Genomic DNA, 15,508 nt, shown 5'->3' with positions numbered 1-15,508 from the left:
GCATGGCAGAAGAGATGCTGCTTTGGGTTACAGCCTCGTAGATCCCTTTTTTGAAAAAACACCTCAATCTGATTCTATTCTTCGTCTTTTAAGTCGCTTGAACACATTATAATTCCTCATTTTTTCATTTATCCGCTTGACTTATCATATTTTTGTTTTACCAGGCAGTCTCTCAGCCCTAAGGGCTTTATGAGATTTCAGCTTCATGCAATTTCCCTGCCCCTGATTTGTGCGCCAAAGCCCAAAGCCGTAAGTATCCAATTTATTGTTTCGTATATTACTCCGGCAATAAAACAGGAGACATGAGGAGATTAATGTGATAAGTAGAAGGTATGAAATTAGGAGATGCACGAAAGTTAACGCAAGGTGCCCAAGAAAGCCTTCGTTTGAGGGGGATTAAGGCAGTTGTTGAAGGCGGGAAGACGCATGCGGAAGTGGGGCATTTATTGGGAGTAGCGCGAGGCACTGTCAGCCGATGGGTGGATTCATAAAGGGAAAGATAAGTTGATCTCGACCATTGCCTCTCGTACACGGGTTAATCTCTTGGGTTCCATTAATTTGGAAACGATGGATGTGACTATTGCAGCCTATGAAACCATTGATAGCAAAGCCATGGAAAAGCATTTTGAGGCTTTGCGTAAGAAATATCCGAAGGCCCCAAAAATTTCCTTATACTATCAGCAAAGAAACAAAGCAGGCTGCCGAGGACTATGAAATTGTCCTGCATTATCTCCCTCCTTACAGCCCCAATTTGAACCCCATTGAGCGATTATGGAAAGTGATGAATGAGTGCGTACGCAATAATCGTGTCTTTAAAAGTGCCGCTGAATTTAGGAAAGCCCTTGACGAATTCTTTGCCAAATGGCCTCAAATCGCCAGCTCTATGGTTGACCGCATTAATGATAACTTTCAGATCCTTAATAAGGCATCTTCAAGTTAAAGGAGTATATGCTCTCGTCACTGGGCTAAATTATCATATCTATTTCTTGTGATTGGTATTACTCACTGAAACATATCCTTGGGATCAAAACGGAATGTGAAAGACTTCCAATCGTTGTAGCGATCCAAGGGCAGCTTTAAAGGATTGCAGTGGGGATTTTTAGCGGCCCTTAAAGCTGAATCCGCAACAGCGCGGAAATGGGGATCTGAACTATAACGACCTGCATCCTCGAGCTTTGCGGATCTCACGGTTGCATCTGGATTCATTTCGATATTGATCACAACGACCATGCCTTCAACACCTTTTGTACCAGAAGGAACATTCCAGCATTCCCGCATTTGACGACGAATGAGATCCATCTCAGTGACGCTCAAAATTTCACCAATATTCTCAGCCGCCTGATCTTCTGTTGCGGCTTCGTCCACATCCTTTTGTGCAGGAGACGTTTCTGAAGAGTCCAAATCCTCCAGGTTATTCAAAAGGGCCATAAAATCTTTTTTTGGTTTATCTTTCTTTTTATCTTTTTTGGGTTTGTCTTTTTTCTTCTCGTCCTTAGGTTTTGGTTTTTCCTCAACCTTTTCGATTACCTCCGCCAAAACATCTTCAATCGGCTCGGGTTTTGGCTCTGGCTTAGGTTCGGGTTCGGGATCAGGTTTTTTCTCGTCGACTTTTTCCTCAGGCTTGGGGGGTTGAGGTTTGGGTTTGGGCTTTTCTTCCTCAACCGGTTTAGGTCCGCTATCTTTTGGTTTTACTTTATGCGCTTTAGCTTGGGTAATATCGGCAATATTCACAACTTCAATGGGAATGGGAGCAGGAGGAAGAAGATCTTTTTGAAAAAGCTTGGGCAGTCCCACAAGCATCAAAATGATCACAAGGAGATGGGCGAGACCTGAAAAAAGTGCGCTTTTGCGCATATCCATCTTTACATCACCAACTACGGTTTGGGTTTGAGTTTTGGGCCCGTGGAGGCCGTTTGCGGCATTTCTGAAACAAGGGCCACTTTTGAAAATCCGGCGGAGTTCAAAGCTCCCATGACTTCCATTATCCGACCATAGGGAATGGATTGATCTCCCCGCACATAAATACGTGCTTCAGGGTTAGCTCCCGTGATTGCCACAAGTCGTGCCACAAGTGCGTCCATAGCAATCTCAGATTCCTGGAGATAGACAACGCCTTTGGCGTCAATACTCACCGTCAAAGGTTCGTCATTTTCAGTCATGGTAGAAGCTTTTGTTTTAGGAAGATCAACGGGAACGCCCACAGTCATTAAAGGGGCTGTAACCATGAAAATCACTAAAAGCACCAGCATCACATCAACAAGTGGTGTTATGTTGATGGTGGACTCGGCTTGAAATCCGCGACGTCCTCGACCTCGATTTCCCGATAAGGGTTTTAAGGCACCAGCCATGGCTTAACGCTCCTCGTCCAATTGACGGGCAATGATTGATCCGAATTCGTTGGAAAACGAATCAAGCCGATTCCCATAACGATTGAGCTCAGAGGAAATCTTATTATAGGCAATGGATGCGGGAATAGCTGCAATCAAACCCAAAGCTGTTGCAAAAAGAGCTTCAGCAATACCAGGGGCCACAACGGCAAGACTTGTGTTTTTGGAGGCGGCAATGGAAGAAAAGCTATTCATAATCCCCCATACCGTTCCAAATAGTCCTACGAAAGGTGCATTGGATCCGACAGATGCCAAAAATGTCATACTGCGCTCAAGTTTGTCCATCTCGCGGCCCAAAGTTACCTGCATAACCCGATCAACGCGTTCTTGCAAAGTGGCCTTTACGCCGTTTTTCCCGGCAATGCGACGCCATTCCCGCATGGCTGCCCCAAAGATAGCTGACATGGGATCACGGGGACGTGTGCCTACCCGTTCAAACAAGGTGTCTAAAGATCCGCCCGACCAAAAAGCATCCTCGAAATTATTCGCGTGGCGATTAAGTTTTCGCATAAGAATGGTTTTGTTAATAATGATTGTCCAAGTCCAGAAGGAGGCAAAAAGAAGAGCAATCATCACGACCTTCACAATCAGGTCGGCGGACATAAAAAGCCCCCACATGGAAAGATCATGGGCGACAGCATCAACACCAAATTGGGTTGCGGTGACGGATCCAAGGGCTGCGGGTGCTGTGGGCATTCTTAAAACTCCTTACTCAATTTTCGAAAATGTCTTCAACTTTTCTATCAGCTCATCAGGAATTTTGGCAGGTCTTAAATTTTTACCAACACACACTAATGTCGTTTCCAGGCGCACAAGACACTGCTCTTGGCGTATGACATCTTGATGAACTTCAACTTTCACGCGATTTAAAGGCGTAAAAGTCGTTACAATTTCTAGATCTTCATCTAAGCAAGCCGGGACCAAATAGTCAACAGAACACTTACGCACAACAAACATAATCTCCCATCTGTCGATGATATTTTTGTGAGGATATCCAAGGTACACCAATGCTGCCGCGCGTCCTCTTTCAGCAAATTTTAAATAGTTGGCATAATAAGTAATGCCACCCGCATCCGTATCCTCCATTTGAATTCGCAAGGGGAGAATATGAAAGTGTCCTTTTTGAAATCCGGATAAAAAGTTAGTCATCGTTTTCCGGAAAAAGTGAGGGTGTGACGTAATTGGAGGGGGGCACAAAGCCCAAATGCGCATAAGCTTTTGCGGTGATCATTCTTCCTCGTGGCGTTCTTTGAATAAATCCTTGCTGTAAAAGATAGGGTTCTATCACATCTTCAAGAGTGTCCCGTTGTTCGGCCAATGCCGCTGCAAGTGTTTCGATTCCCGCAGGCCCTCCTTGATAATTCTCAGCAAGAAACATCATATACCGTCTATCAGAGGCATCCAATCCTTCACGATCGACATCTAGACGAATAAGGGCTTCGTGAGCGATTTCAGGCGTAATCAAGGGCGACTTTTGCACAAGGGCAAAATCCGCAACACGCCGCAAAAGACGGAGCGCAATACGCGGTGTGCCGCGAGATCGTTTTGCAATCTCAAAAGCCCCTTCTGGAGAAATTGTGGTTTTTAAAACATCAGCACCGCGTAAAAGCACAGATTGCAATTCTTGAGGGGTATAAAACACCAACCGCAAGGGAATTCCAAAACGATCCCTGAGGGGCGAGGAGATGAGGCCCGATAGAGTAGTTGCACCCACTAATGTGAATGGCGGCAAATCAATGCGGACCGAACGTGCAGAAGGCCCTTCCCCGATCATAATATCGAGTTTGTAATCTTCCATAGCAGGATAGAGAATTTCCTCAACGGCGGGATTCAATCTGTGAATTTCATCGATAAAAAGAACATCACGTTCTTGTAAATTTGTGAGTAATGCCGCTAAATCTCCAGCGCGGGCAATCACAGGACCGGAGGTGGATTTGAAATTCACACCCAGCTCACGAGAAACAATTTGCGCTAGGGTTGTCTTACCAAGACCTGGGGGGCCAAAAAAAAGCACGTGATCCATGGCCTCGCCCCGGGCACGGGCAGCCTCGAGAAAAATGCTGAGGTTCCCCCGCAATTGGGCTTGCCCTACGAAAGATGAAAGGCCCTGTGGGCGCAGAGTCAAATCTTCATCGTCCTCAAGGGCTTCACGTTGAAGCATACGATTTTCCATTTACGCCACCGCCCTGGCCAAATGAGAAAGCCCAAGACGAATCCAATCCTGCAGAGTGGCATCTTCAGGTAAAGTTTTACGCTCGCGAATAAGAACTTCTGTGACGTCCCCTTTCCGGTATCCCAAATTGACAAGGGCCGAAATCGCATCTTCAAATGCCGAAGAAACACCTCCTAAGTGGGTAGAGGTGGCAGGTTTGAGCTCAATGCCTTCAAAACCTTTTTCAAACTTGTCTTTGAGCTCAGTCACAAGGCGACTGGCTAGTTTTGGGCCAACCCCATCGGCACGGGTCAGAAGAGCTTTGTCTTGAAAAGCAATAGCGCGAATAAGTTCTTCCGGTGTCATTGTGGAAAGAAGTGATAAGGCCATACGTGATCCCACCCCTTGAACGGTCAGAAGTTTTAAAAAACAGGCTTGCTCCGCTTTTTCAAAAAATCCATAAAGTTGAAGGCTTTCAGACCGCATCAGAGTTTCAATCCAAAGGCTTACGGGAGCCCCTTTGGGGCCCAAGGCGCCCAATGTCTTTTGCGAGCACGAGACCAAATATCCAACCCCATTTACATCCAAAATGAGAGAGTCAGATCCAATTTCTTCAAGAATTCCTTTCAGTCGAGCAATCATGCCACAGCTCCTTTTGCGGATCGATTATGGGCATGACAAATGGCAATGGCATAGGCATCCGCTTCATCTGCATTTTTGTATTTGGCGCCCGAAAGTAAAATAGAAACCATATGCTGAACTTGCTGTTTTTCCGCATGCCCCACACCTACAACCGCCTTTTTAATGGTATTGGGAGCATACTCAAAAACGGGAAGTCCCCAGCGGGCGGGGGCCGCCAAAGCAATCCCGCGGGCATGGCCGAGCTTGAGGGCTGATGCCGGATTTTGATTCACAAATGTTTCTTCCACAGCAACCTCATGGGGAGCATACTTTTCCAAAATTGTCTGAAGCTCATCATAAAGATCTCCCAACCTTTTGGCCAGGGGCAACGACGGAGATGATCGAATAACCCCTGAATTCAAGGGGGACAAATGATAACCAGTAACGTCAATGAGGGCCCATCCTGTTGTGGTGAGCCCGGGGTCAATTCCAAGAATGCGAATCAAATGTGACATGACCTCATTCGATCATGATCCTCCCATGAGGTCAAGTGTGGCCTGTAAGGAAGCTGATATTCACGTGAGAAAAAGATTCTCTATGCCTAGTCCGATTTCATTTGCTTTTTTGTTGAGCCCTATAGTACTTCTCCATTATATGGATAGACATTGGCTGAGGAGTTTATCAAGGAGTTGATGAAGGTTTTCTGGGTTTTGCTGGACGAGGGGGCGGAGGATGGATTTGATTTTGTGCCACCAATGTTCGATAGGATTGAGGTCAGGAGAGTCAGTTGGGAGAAAGAGGAGATGGCAGCCAAATTTCTCAATCAAATCTTTCGTTTTTGGCGATTTGTGAAAGGCGGCATTGTCCATAATCAGGGTGGTATTTTTTGATAAACCCGGCAATAAAACCTACTCAAGCCAAGCATTAAAAAGATCTGCATGACATCCACCTTGAAAGGTGAAAGGCGCCACGAACGCACCCTTCATGAGACCGCCAATGATACTGGCACGCTCTCTTTTTTGGCCCGGGATCTCCGCGTAAACCTTTTGTCCGCGCGGCGCCCAGGCATGCTCTCGATAAAGGCGATTATCAATCCCAGCTTCATCAATCCACACGATTGTTTCAGGATCTATTTTCTCAAGCTGTTTTATAAATTCGGCCCGCTTGTCTTCGTTACGTTCTTTGTAAAGCGTCGTCTTTTTTTCGTGTAATGTTTAAACGTTTAAGCCATTTACTCACGTTTTGGAATCTCAACCCCAAAGCTTCGGCGATTTGTTTGAGCGTATGATCCGGATTTTGAGCGACGTAGTCTCTGAGTTTTTGCTCATCGACTTTACGCGGATAAGAAGTGCGTTTTTTCGGTTTAATATCCCCTTGTTTATGAAGACATATCCATCGATAGATCGTGGCTTCTCCAACGTTAAAAACCTTTGCAGCCTCCCGCTTACGGCCGCCGCTCGTAATGTAGGAGATGACCTTTTTCCGCAGGTCTTCCGAATATGCTTTTACCATTCCCTCCTTATACCTAAACTTTTCCTAAAAATCTATCTATTTATAGGGGAAGGACTATAGTTTCTCTGGGGAGCGTTATAGAACACCCAATTTTCATTTTGATTGGACATAATAAAAGCCACGAACTACGTTCGTGGCTTTGAATTTAGAAATCGTGATTATTTTTTTGTGGGAATATCAGTTTAAGGACATGACTCGGTAATTGTTAAGATTCCATCACAGTTCTGAACTTGAAGACTCAACGCTTTCCATAGGTCAGATACTGATCCTGCTGGAGTATGGAAATTACTCAAATTAAGACTTGAGTCAGCATTTTGTTGATTTTTTCTTTTACATTCACAGTTCAAAAAACTATCGGATCTAATATTACAATTTTTACATGTAATTAAAAAACTCTTGTTATTGATAGGGACAGGATTAGGATTTGTAGCTTGCAAAGCAACTGCTCCAAAAACAAGAGATCCTAAGGTTAGAAACCTTGCAAAAGTGTGCATAATTTATACGCGCATAAAACCATGGGGCTTGTCCCATGGATGAAGCGCCCCTCATATAATTAGTGATATGAGGCAAGCGCAGCTTGAACTTGGCCTTTAGGCCAACGAGATACCACGGGGCTTGCCCCGTGGAGGTTCACACCGTGTTGGACTTCATACTTGAATGTGTCCCCCATTTTCGCAAATAATTCTTTGCGCCTCTTGAGAGGGGGTGGATTTTTTGTCTTTGATTAACGTAAGGGATTTTTGAATTTCAGCATCCCACGCCGTTTGAATTTTTTGCCACAATAGTGCTTTCATTTCCTCCTCAAGCCAATGCTGCGCTTGGGATTGCCTTCGTGTCTGCCACTCCCCAGATGTTTGGGTAACCACTTTATAATCTTCAATATCTTTGAAAAGAGCTTGGAACCCCTTGGATTCTATCGCAGAAATTACCTCAACTTTAGGTGTCCAGGATTGAAGACGTGGGCGACTCATCTCTAGGGCACCACGATAGGCTTGTGCTGTCTGGAGGCATCTTTCCTCAAGACCTGAGTCTGCCTTGTTGATGACAATCAAATCAGCAATCTCCACAATACCTTTTTTGATCCCTTGGAGTTCGTCCCCCAAAGCCGGTCCCAAAAGCAACAGAACCATATCTGAAAGATCATAAACGGCAAGCTCTGATTGGCCCACGCCCACGGTTTCAATCAAAATTATATCAAAACCTGCCGCTTCTGCGATACGAATAACATCTGTTGTGCGTTGCGCAGTGCCGCCTAAAATTCCACCAGAAGGGCTGGGGCGAATAAATGCGTCGGGACTTTGGGAAAGTGTCACCATGCGGGTTTTGTCCGCAAGAATCGATCCTTTAGAAAGGGTAGACGAGGGATCAATAGCCAAAACTGCCACGCGATGCCCTTTTTGGAGGAGATCACGGCCAAAGCTCTCAATAAATGTGGATTTTCCAACCCCCGGCGCACCCGAAATCCCAATACGAAAAGATTTTTCCGTAAGGGGCAAAATCATTGCAAGGAGTGCTTGGGCGTTGTGTTGATGCTCAGGACGCGAGGACTCTACAAGAGTCATGGCTTGTGCAATAGCGCGCCTATCCCCTTTCACGAGATTATCTTTGAGCTCTGAAATAATCATGCACTTAATTTATCACGAACCTAAAATGAGGGGTATAATCTTTTTTGTAGGAGTTCATATAGAATGAGACTCAAGAGGCCTCGAGAATATGAGAGTGAATATAGTGCATAGGAGTGAGGCCTTTCGCGGCGCGATGAGGCCGATAAGAATTATACTTTGAGACAGCTTGAGAGAGCTCAAAGCGCATAGAAGCTATGGAATCAGCCAGGAGGTTGTTTTGGTTGTAAAATTCCTCCCGGAATATGCGATTTCCCCGATCAACACCTCCGTTGCAGGTGGGCTTTTTGGGGGGCAGAACAATCAGCGAAATTCCAAGTTCTTCACAGGCTTCCTCAAATTCCGCCATAAATTCAGATCTTCCCTCAACTTGAATGGATTGAATTTTAAAGGGGGCCTGCTTTACAAACTCAAGCAAGAAGCGTTTGGCGCTTGAGCTCTTGGTAGGGGCATACACACTCGCATAGATAAATTTCGAGCCTCTTTCCCAAGTCTGTAAGCGCTTGAAACAGATACCATTTTTGGTGACTGTCATGTGGTCAATCTGCACCCGCTCACCAAGCGTCATCGTTTTATAATCCTTAAATGTCCAGGGCTTTGCATGGCTTTTAAATTGTCTTTTTCTTTTTGTTCTCAGGGCGGAGGGTGATTTTTGCACAAGCCCCTTGTTTTTGAGGGAGGTCAGGATACGGCCGACGGTGCTTTCGCTCAGGATTTGCCCATGGTCTCGCTTGAGAATGATGGCGATTTTCTCTTTGCCATAGGTGGGATTTTCGCGGCGCACTTTCACAAGCTGAAGTTCTGCCTCTCCCCAGTGCGGTTTGTTGAGATTTCGTGGCTTTTTTGAAGGGGGAACACTCCCTTTGTTAAGGTCCTTCAGGATCTTCTTGTGGCGATAATAAGTTGCGCGAGACATGGCGCAAATGTCTTGGCACCTGGAATCGCAAACGTTTTCAGATTTCAGCTTTTCCCAGAGCCTCACGCCGTCTTCATACCGTTTGCGATAGACGTCCAAACAGTCTTGTGTACGCGCATATGCATAAAGCCTATGCATATTTTTATGTAATCCGTGGATCCTCAGCCAATCCTCCATCAATAGGTTTTTTACATTTTTTTACATTTCCTATTCTTGAGGCCTGGTTTTGGTAGGGCAATGGAGATGAGCTGAGCGCGCCCCCAAATTGCGCTGTAGCGAAGCTCATCTCCATCCCTCACAGTTTTGTCTCACTTCTATCTGAACTCGGACAATACAAAGTGGTCCTCAGACGACTTACAAAAAATATTTGCACATCGTCTGAGGTGTTTTATGAGATCTTAATGTCCCAAAGGTGCTGCCACTTTGCCTGAGGATTGATCTAACCCTTTAATTCCCCAAAGTGTGAGCCCCGTTGCCAAAATCGCCCAAAGAGTCCCCAACATCATGTTGATGGAAAATCCATGAACAAAGGCTTCTGTGATCCACTCCAAAAAGACAGGGATTTGGTCTTGTGGGAATGCTGCTAGTTGGTCGGGCGTATGCTCGACTTTGGCAATGACTTCCGCAAGCTCGTCTTTTTGCAAAGGCGTCAGAAGAACTTTGTGGGTTTCGAGTCTCTCAAAAAGCGAGGCTCGTCCAAACAAAACGACCAAACTTGTTGAAAGAATAATGCTGAGTGTATTTCCCACCATCATCCACATGGTGAAAACACCAGAGGCCACATTGAGATCTTCTTGTGGAACCGCGCGCATCATGGCCGTACTGCAAGCCGTGAAATAGGCACCCATCCCAGCCCCCACCAAAAAGAGAGCTACCAAAATGAAATAGAGCGAGGATCCAACCCCTAAGCCTGAGAATAAAAAGGTAGCTATTCCTGTGGCAATACACCCAAAAAGCATGGGAAGTTTTAGCCCAAAATGATCTACCATTTTGCCTCCAAAAGGCGAAAGAAGCCCCATGGAGATGGTCATGGCAAAAAACACCAATCCCGTTTCATAGCTGGAGTAGCCTTGCGTATTTTGCAAATAAAGTCCCATTAAAACGAGGATTAATGAAAAGTTCATTGCCATGAAAAATTCACCAAAGGTGGCCGCCAAGAACGGTTTATTCTTCATGAGATCATTTGGGATCATGCGAAAACTTTGCTTGCGATCATGAAGATAAAAGCCAAGCACAATCCCAACTCCTGCCCCCATTACGACCCAAAGTCTCACATCGTGGATTCCCCAGGTCTCAATTTGGTTGAGTCCAAAAACGCTGAGACAGAGGCCTGATGCGAGCAAAAGTGCGCCTATGTAATCGATCTTTTGGGAATTTTCAATGCGGTCATTTTTAGAAAAAAGCATAAGAATGATAATCACCACAATTCCAATGGGGATGTTGATATAATAAATCCAACGCCACACGAGAGTTTCGATAATGTATCCGCCTAAAGTCGGTCCAATGGCAAGTCCTACGCCAGAAAAAGAGAGAATAATTCCCATCACAAAACCTTGCTTTTCAGGAGGTGCGCTTGTGAAAATCAGAGCCCAGCAAGGAGCCGTGAAAATGGCTGCGCCAAAGCCTTGAATCACACGCCCTAAAATTAGTGTCTCTAGATTTTGACCAAGTCCCGTCAAGCAAGATCCCAACATAAAAAGGAGGAGGCCTCCAATCAAGGTGTTGCGTTTGCCGTAAATATCGGCCATACGTCCCGCTGGAATAACAAATGCGGCCCAGATGAGAACGTAACCGCTCAAAAGCCACTGCAGGTTATTAAGATCTTCATTGAGCTCTAACGAAATTGGAACCAATGTGAGATTCACGGCCGTGTAATCAATATTCATTAAAAGTACTAAGATTCCTGCGGCTATCAAGACAAGCCACGTCTTCAGCGGAATCGCGTTAGATTTTTGAGTCATTTTAAATTTCCGTAATTGAATTTAAGAAAAAGAGCCTGAGTTCACATATGAAATCAGTGGAGGCCTTGTGGTGGGATTATCAACAAGGGAAGTCTAAACAAAAAAGCATCCGATTTGCAAGAGGATAAATTTTCCTGTAGTCATGTAGTGAAGGTCACAGAAAAAGGGGACGAAATGCGGGTTCCTCATTTGCCCATTCTTCAAAAAATTGCAACTTTCCTCTCCTCAGCGGAGACAGCGAAAAACACCCATTTATTGTCGCAAAACGCCCAAAGTCTTCCTCAAGATGTGGTGGCCGTTGGAAAAACAGAGATGCAAAGGCGTGCCTTGACACAAGCCGAGAAAAATAAATCTTTAAGGCGTCACAATCCCAAAAGGCAGTCCCTTGAAGGCGAAATCACGCCGGAAGATCATGAGGTCGACATTCAAGTGTGAGGGGGCAAAGTTTGTGTCTACCTCCGAACTTTAAGTTTGAAGAGTGTAATGTCCTCAAGAAGTGGAGCATTTTTTCGAGAAAATTTGATAAAGTTGGACTCAATGAAAAAAGAAGAGAAAATGAAGAAAAATGTCAGTGCGTCGTTAAAGGTGAAAACAGCGATCGAAGCTTTGAAGGGCGATATGACCATCGGGGAACTTGCCTCACGGTATGAGGTTCCTCCGGCTTAAATTCACAGATGGAAACGCCTTCTTTTGGAGTAAGGGGCTGAGTTATTCGAGCGTCCTCATAAACCTTCACACACGATTTATGACAATGAAATCCAAAAACTCAATGCCAACATCGGGAGACTATAGCACTTCTCCTCTAAATAGATAGATTTTTAGGAAAAATCAAATCCATCCTCCGCCCCATCGTCCGACAAAATCCAGAAAACCTTCATCAACTCCTTGATAAACTCCTCAGTCAATCTCTATCAATATAACTGAGAAGTTATACTTCGATCAATTCGATTTCAATTCCATCACAAATCCACAATCTAAAAGGAATTTGCGTAAAGACGAAATACGTCCGCCGTCAACTTCTCCATCGTAAGGATCGTGAAGATGGAGACTTGTTTCAATATTTTTATTACTCGTTTTAAAACTCAAGTGTATACGGGATCCTTTTCGACTACGATCTATTTTAATTCCCAAGCCTGTTAATAACGGAGTCACCTTACTAAAACGTATGTTTTTAATAAATGTCATTTCAGTTTCCATAAAGTATTCATAACCGTTTATATATCGTTCAGGAATGAGCAGCTGTTTTACTAGAGTAGAAGTATTTTTCTTTAATGATAATTGAACGGCAAGTTTTGAAGTAGCATCTTGAATTTGCTCAAGTAAATTTGGACTCTTTTTTAAAACTCTCATAAGATTTTTTGACTTACTTGAGATTGTAAACATCTCTGCTCCATTGACATTGGCAGCTTGATCTATAATTTGTTGAAGCCAATTATTAATATCTTTGATAGGATCAGACTCTTCTTCATCATTATTAACATTGGAATCAAACTTAAAAATTTGATTACTTAATTCATTTTCTAATGATTTAGATTCATTTTTAACCGGATTGATATTTTCATCAAGAGGGTGTGTCTGTTCTTTTTTTACATCTGAAAAGGTTATCTCTCCAAATCTTTTCTCCATCATTACTGATTCCACCGTTTCGTCTGAAGATTTTTTTTCATCTTGGGTAGACGTCAAAATTTTAGACGTATTAGATGTTTTCTTTTTTTTATTTTTATTGGAATTTTTACTTTTTTTATGATCAGTTTTACATATAGCTTTCGAATGAGATACGTTTTTTTCTTCTTCCATAGGAAGCTCAAGAGCTGAAAGGACATTTTTTAAAATTATTTTCTCTATTTTTTGAAACACCCTCATATCGTCATCATACAGCTGTGTCAGGAGCGGCAATCGCAGGGGAAGATCTATATTCAAGTTTTTTTTGAATAGGTCAAATTCTCGGATCATCCTGATTTTATCAAAAGATAAATCTGCTTTTGATTTTATAAAATTTTTATTTAAATATTCGACGCGAGTCTCTCTTTCTTTTATAATTTTTTTTATTCTCAAATTTATATCTTCATCCTTCTCACTTTTTAACCAAAAATTTAACATATAAATGCTGTATTCATTTTTTTTCAATAAAGAAATTGCTTTTCTTCTTATTTCATAGTGTTCTGGATAAAAGTTCAGGCTCACTCTAAAAACTGGTATTAAATTGTTTTTATTTCTTTTATTGTTGTGCGTTGCACTTTCTTGCCCTCCTCCATTTACGAGCTCATACTCTCCTGTTTCTCTTATCTCTAAAAAATCATGAAGTAAAAATTTATAACGATCCAAGATGTTGGTAAATACAGATGTGGCGGTTAGCACATCATCAATATCTGATTGGAATTCAGATTTTTTAATAACTTCTAACGCTTTTATAAGATAGATATTTCTAACATACTCATAAAATAAAGTATTAATATATGAGTTGCCCCAACCTTCTTCTAGTTTTTCCCACCGCACCAATCCTAAACAAAAATTAAATTTTTCATCCAAAAGATTGAAAATATAACTTAACTTTATGAGATTATAATCTTCATTATGTTTAAAATCATTATTTTTGTACTTGTCGCTTTTTTCCTTTATAATGCGAACGCTATTTTCAAATTCATCCTTGTCCTCTTTTGAACATTGAACTGAGTTATTAAAAAAGATCGAGAAGGAAATAAACATTGAAAAAATAAACTTATTCATAATTTCACCACAAATAGATTAAAATTTAATTTACAAATATCAATTTAATATCATTATTTCAAGAAGAAATTAATATTACTCCGCTGTCCGAGTTCAGATAGAGGTGAGACAAAATTGGGAGGAATGGAGATGAGCTGAGCGCGCCCCCAAATTGCGCTTTAGCAAAGCTTATCTCCATTGCCACACCCAAACCAGGCCTCAAGAATAGGACGGCTAACACCCTATGACTGGAGGGCTCAATGCAAATCAAAGGATTACATAAAAATATGCATAGGCTTTATGCATATGCGCGTACACAAGATTGTTTGGACGTCTATCGCCAGCGCTATAGTACTTCTCCATTATATGGATAGACATTGGCTGAGGAGTTTATCAAGGAGTTGATGAAGGTTTTCTGGGTTTTGCTGGACGAGGGGGCGGAGGATGGATTTGATTTTGTGCCACCAATGTTCGATAGGATTGAGGTCAGGAGAGTCAGTTGGGAGAAAGAGGAGATGGCAGCGAAATTTCTCAATCAAATCTTTCGTTTTTGGCGATTTATGAAAGGCGGCATTGTCCATAATCAGGGTGGTATTTTTTGATAAACCCGGCAATAAAACCTCCTCAAGCCAAGCATTAAAAAGATCTGCATGACATCCACCTTGAAAGGTGAAAGGCGCCACGAACGCACCCTTCATGAGACCGCCAATGATACTGACATGCTCTCTTTTTTGGCCCGGGATCTCCGCGTAAACCTTTTGTCCGCGCGGCGCCCAGGCATGCTCTCGATAAAGGCGATTATCAATCCCAGCTTCATCAATCCACACGATTGTTTCAGGATCTATTTTCTCAAGCTGTTTTATAAATTCGGCCCGCTTGTCTTCGTTACGTTCTTTGTAAAGCGTCGTCTTTTTTTCGTGTAATGTTTAAACGTTTAAGCCATTTACTCACGTTTTGGAATCTCAACCCCAAAGCTTCGGCGATTTGTTTGAGCGTATGATCCGGATTTTGAGCGACGTAGTCTCTGAGTTTTTGCTCATCGACTTTACGCGGATAAGAAGTGCGTTTTTTCGGTTTAATATCCCCTTGTTTATGAAGACATATCCATCGATAGATCGTGGCTTCTCCAACGTTAAAAACCTTTGCAGCCTCCCGCTTACGGCCGCCGCTCGTAATGTAGGAGATGACCTTTTTCCGCAGGTCTTCCGAATATGCTTTTACCATTCCCTCCTTATACCTAAACTTTTCCTAAAAATCTATCTATTTATAGGGGAATGACTATAATAAGTTGCGCGAGATATATCGCAAATTTCTTGGCATATCGCATCGGAAACGTTTTTAGCTTTCAACTTTTCCCAGCGCCTCACGCCGTCTTCATACCGTTTGCGATAGACGTCCAAATAGTCTTGTGTACGCGCATATGCATAAAGCCTATGCATATTTTTATGTAGTCCGTGGATCCTCATCCAGTCCTCCATCAATAGGTTTTTTACATTCTCCTATTCTTGAGGCCTGGTTTGGGTGTGGCGATGGAGATGAGCCTCGCTACAGCGCAATTTGAGGGCGCGCTCAGCTCATCTCCATCCCTCCCAATTTTGTCTCACTTCTATCTGAACTCGGACAGCACTTTT

20 protein-coding genes and 1 pseudogene are annotated in these 15,508 nt (G+C 43.2%); 5 read left to right on the top strand and 16 right to left on the bottom strand.

Features of this window, described 5'->3' with window-relative positions:
* Positions 1 to 332 precede the first annotated feature (332 nt).
* Genes Bealeia2_RS00800 through Bealeia2_RS00795 form a run of 3 tightly spaced genes read left to right on the top strand, consistent with a single transcriptional unit; the run spans position 333 to position 940 of the window.
* Positions 333 to 491: a helix-turn-helix domain-containing protein gene (locus Bealeia2_RS00800; protein ID WP_331255273.1), complete on the top strand. Its 159-nt coding sequence runs from the start codon at positions 333 to 335 to the stop codon at positions 489 to 491.
* Between the two features lie 13 nt (positions 492 to 504).
* The gene (locus tag Bealeia2_RS10475; protein ID WP_414437817.1) at positions 505 to 714 is read left to right on the top strand and encodes a hypothetical protein; all 210 of its coding nucleotides are present in this window, start codon (positions 505 to 507) and stop codon (positions 712 to 714) included.
* Positions 626 to 940 (top strand): transposase, encoded by a 315-nt coding sequence (locus Bealeia2_RS00795; RefSeq protein WP_414437816.1) that lies wholly within the window; start codon positions 626 to 628, stop codon positions 938 to 940. Before Bealeia2_RS10475 ends, Bealeia2_RS00795 begins: the two co-directional genes overlap by 89 nt.
* A 62-nt stretch (positions 941 to 1,002) precedes the next feature.
* Here the strand turns inward: Bealeia2_RS00795 and Bealeia2_RS00790 are convergent, their stop codons facing one another.
* From Bealeia2_RS00790 to Bealeia2_RS00735, 12 genes and pseudogenes are all read right to left on the bottom strand, one after another.
* Positions 1,003 to 1,860 (bottom strand): cell envelope integrity TolA family protein, encoded by an 858-nt coding sequence (locus Bealeia2_RS00790; RefSeq protein ID WP_331255272.1) that lies wholly within the window; start codon positions 1,858 to 1,860, stop codon positions 1,003 to 1,005.
* Between the two features lie 14 nt (positions 1,861 to 1,874).
* Positions 1,875 to 2,348 (bottom strand): protein TolR, encoded by a 474-nt coding sequence (gene tolR, locus Bealeia2_RS00785; protein WP_331255271.1) that lies wholly within the window; start codon positions 2,346 to 2,348, stop codon positions 1,875 to 1,877.
* Between the two features lie 3 nt (positions 2,349 to 2,351).
* A complete protein-coding gene (gene tolQ / locus Bealeia2_RS00780; RefSeq protein WP_331255270.1) occupies positions 2,352 to 3,083 on the bottom strand; it encodes a protein TolQ in 732 nt (243 codons plus the stop codon).
* Positions 3,084 to 3,095: 12 nt separating this feature from the next.
* On the bottom strand, positions 3,096 to 3,536 hold the full coding sequence (locus Bealeia2_RS00775; RefSeq protein ID WP_331255269.1) for a YbgC/FadM family acyl-CoA thioesterase: 441 nt from the start codon (positions 3,534 to 3,536) through the stop codon (positions 3,096 to 3,098).
* Complete coding sequence (ruvB, locus tag Bealeia2_RS00770; RefSeq protein WP_331255268.1) at positions 3,529 to 4,560, bottom strand: Holliday junction branch migration DNA helicase RuvB; 1,032 nt, start codon at positions 4,558 to 4,560, stop codon at positions 3,529 to 3,531. Before ruvB ends, Bealeia2_RS00775 begins: the two co-directional genes overlap by 8 nt.
* Complete coding sequence (ruvA, locus tag Bealeia2_RS00765) at positions 4,561 to 5,181, bottom strand: Holliday junction branch migration protein RuvA (protein ID WP_331255267.1); 621 nt, start codon at positions 5,179 to 5,181, stop codon at positions 4,561 to 4,563.
* Positions 5,178 to 5,675: a crossover junction endodeoxyribonuclease RuvC gene (gene ruvC, locus Bealeia2_RS00760; RefSeq protein ID WP_331255266.1), complete on the bottom strand. Its 498-nt coding sequence runs from the start codon at positions 5,673 to 5,675 to the stop codon at positions 5,178 to 5,180. Before ruvC ends, ruvA begins: the two co-directional genes overlap by 4 nt.
* Before the next feature lie 135 nt (positions 5,676 to 5,810).
* Positions 5,811 to 6,275, bottom strand: a pseudogene (locus Bealeia2_RS00755) (IS630 family transposase).
* Between the two features lie 58 nt (positions 6,276 to 6,333).
* Positions 6,334 to 6,672: an IS630 transposase-related protein gene (locus Bealeia2_RS00750; protein WP_331255234.1), complete on the bottom strand. Its 339-nt coding sequence runs from the start codon at positions 6,670 to 6,672 to the stop codon at positions 6,334 to 6,336.
* A 647-nt stretch (positions 6,673 to 7,319) separates the two neighbouring features.
* Positions 7,320 to 8,297, bottom strand: coding sequence for a methylmalonyl Co-A mutase-associated GTPase MeaB (gene meaB, locus Bealeia2_RS00745; protein WP_331255265.1), 978 nt, complete (start codon positions 8,295 to 8,297; stop codon positions 7,320 to 7,322).
* A 70-nt stretch (positions 8,298 to 8,367) separates the two neighbouring features.
* Positions 8,368 to 9,375, bottom strand: a complete 1,008-nt coding sequence (locus Bealeia2_RS00740) for an integrase core domain-containing protein (RefSeq protein WP_422388039.1) — start codon at positions 9,373 to 9,375, stop codon at positions 8,368 to 8,370.
* A gap of 233 nt (positions 9,376 to 9,608) precedes the next feature.
* A complete protein-coding gene (locus Bealeia2_RS00735) occupies positions 9,609 to 11,171 on the bottom strand; it encodes an MFS transporter (RefSeq protein ID WP_331255263.1) in 1,563 nt (520 codons plus the stop codon).
* 174 nt (positions 11,172 to 11,345) lie between these two features.
* On the opposite strand from Bealeia2_RS00735, the gene Bealeia2_RS00730 reads away from it, so the two are divergent.
* Together Bealeia2_RS00730 and Bealeia2_RS00725 are read left to right on the top strand one after the other, a co-directional pair.
* Positions 11,346 to 11,606: a hypothetical protein gene (locus Bealeia2_RS00730; RefSeq protein ID WP_331255262.1), complete on the top strand. Its 261-nt coding sequence runs from the start codon at positions 11,346 to 11,348 to the stop codon at positions 11,604 to 11,606.
* Between the two features lie 102 nt (positions 11,607 to 11,708).
* Complete coding sequence (locus Bealeia2_RS00725; protein WP_331255261.1) at positions 11,709 to 11,837, top strand: hypothetical protein; 129 nt, start codon at positions 11,709 to 11,711, stop codon at positions 11,835 to 11,837.
* A gap of 273 nt (positions 11,838 to 12,110) precedes the next feature.
* Here Bealeia2_RS00725 and Bealeia2_RS00720 read toward each other — a convergent pair whose 3' ends face one another.
* The 4 genes from Bealeia2_RS00720 to Bealeia2_RS00705 all read right to left on the bottom strand — a co-directional run bounded on the left by Bealeia2_RS00720 (position 12,111) and on the right by Bealeia2_RS00705 (position 15,355).
* Entirely contained in the window at positions 12,111 to 13,898 is a 1,788-nt protein-coding gene (locus Bealeia2_RS00720) for a hypothetical protein (RefSeq protein WP_331255260.1), read from the bottom strand.
* A 341-nt stretch (positions 13,899 to 14,239) separates the two neighbouring features.
* Positions 14,240 to 14,740 carry an IS630 family transposase gene (locus Bealeia2_RS00715; protein WP_331255951.1) on the bottom strand — a complete coding sequence of 167 codons (501 nt, stop codon included), beginning with the start codon at positions 14,738 to 14,740 and terminating at the stop codon, positions 14,240 to 14,242.
* A 22-nt stretch (positions 14,741 to 14,762) separates the two neighbouring features.
* Complete coding sequence (locus Bealeia2_RS00710) at positions 14,763 to 15,101, bottom strand: IS630 transposase-related protein (protein WP_331255234.1); 339 nt, start codon at positions 15,099 to 15,101, stop codon at positions 14,763 to 14,765.
* Between the two features lie 32 nt (positions 15,102 to 15,133).
* On the bottom strand, positions 15,134 to 15,355 hold the full coding sequence (locus tag Bealeia2_RS00705) for a hypothetical protein (protein ID WP_331255259.1): 222 nt from the start codon (positions 15,353 to 15,355) through the stop codon (positions 15,134 to 15,136).
* Between the last annotated feature and the right edge of the window lie 153 nt (positions 15,356 to 15,508).

Source organism: Candidatus Bealeia paramacronuclearis (genome assembly GCF_035607555.1).
In the GTDB taxonomy this organism is placed as follows: Bacteria; Pseudomonadota; Alphaproteobacteria; order UBA9655; family UBA9655; genus Bealeia; species Bealeia paramacronuclearis.
Note: the sequence above shows the minus strand (reverse complement) of the source record. Positions and strands in the feature narration are given on the sequence as shown.

What these genes read in the sequence shown, in the direction of transcription:
- Bealeia2_RS00725 (WP_331255261.1), top strand. Translation starts at nt 11,709, where the DNA reads ATGAAAAAAGAAGAGAAAATGAAGAAAAATGTCAGTGCGTCGTTAAAG.
- Bealeia2_RS00730 (WP_331255262.1), top strand. Translation starts at nt 11,346, where the DNA reads ATGCGGGTTCCTCATTTGCCCATTCTTCAAAAAATTGCAACTTTCCTC.
- ruvB (WP_331255268.1), bottom strand. Translation starts at nt 4,560, where the DNA reads ATGGAAAATCGTATGCTTCAACGTGAAGCCCTTGAGGACGATGAAGAT.
- meaB (WP_331255265.1), bottom strand. Translation starts at nt 8,297, where the DNA reads ATGATTATTTCAGAGCTCAAAGATAATCTCGTGAAAGGGGATAGGCGC.
- Bealeia2_RS00750 (WP_331255234.1), bottom strand. Translation starts at nt 6,672, where the DNA reads ATGGTAAAAGCATATTCGGAAGACCTGCGGAAAAAGGTCATCTCCTAC.
- Bealeia2_RS00710 (WP_331255234.1), bottom strand. Translation starts at nt 15,101, where the DNA reads ATGGTAAAAGCATATTCGGAAGACCTGCGGAAAAAGGTCATCTCCTAC.
- tolQ (WP_331255270.1), bottom strand. Translation starts at nt 3,083, where the DNA reads ATGCCCACAGCACCCGCAGCCCTTGGATCCGTCACCGCAACCCAATTT.
- Bealeia2_RS00775 (WP_331255269.1), bottom strand. Translation starts at nt 3,536, where the DNA reads ATGACTAACTTTTTATCCGGATTTCAAAAAGGACACTTTCATATTCTC.
- Bealeia2_RS00735 (WP_331255263.1), bottom strand. Translation starts at nt 11,171, where the DNA reads ATGACTCAAAAATCTAACGCGATTCCGCTGAAGACGTGGCTTGTCTTG.
- ruvC (WP_331255266.1), bottom strand. Translation starts at nt 5,675, where the DNA reads ATGTCACATTTGATTCGCATTCTTGGAATTGACCCCGGGCTCACCACA.
- ruvA (WP_331255267.1), bottom strand. Translation starts at nt 5,181, where the DNA reads ATGATTGCTCGACTGAAAGGAATTCTTGAAGAAATTGGATCTGACTCT.
- Bealeia2_RS00800 (WP_331255273.1), top strand. Translation starts at nt 333, where the DNA reads ATGAAATTAGGAGATGCACGAAAGTTAACGCAAGGTGCCCAAGAAAGC.
- Bealeia2_RS00705 (WP_331255259.1), bottom strand. Translation starts at nt 15,355, where the DNA reads ATGGAGGACTGGATGAGGATCCACGGACTACATAAAAATATGCATAGG.
- Bealeia2_RS00720 (WP_331255260.1), bottom strand. Translation starts at nt 13,898, where the DNA reads ATGAATAAGTTTATTTTTTCAATGTTTATTTCCTTCTCGATCTTTTTT.
- tolR (WP_331255271.1), bottom strand. Translation starts at nt 2,348, where the DNA reads ATGGCTGGTGCCTTAAAACCCTTATCGGGAAATCGAGGTCGAGGACGT.
- Bealeia2_RS00790 (WP_331255272.1), bottom strand. Translation starts at nt 1,860, where the DNA reads ATGGATATGCGCAAAAGCGCACTTTTTTCAGGTCTCGCCCATCTCCTT.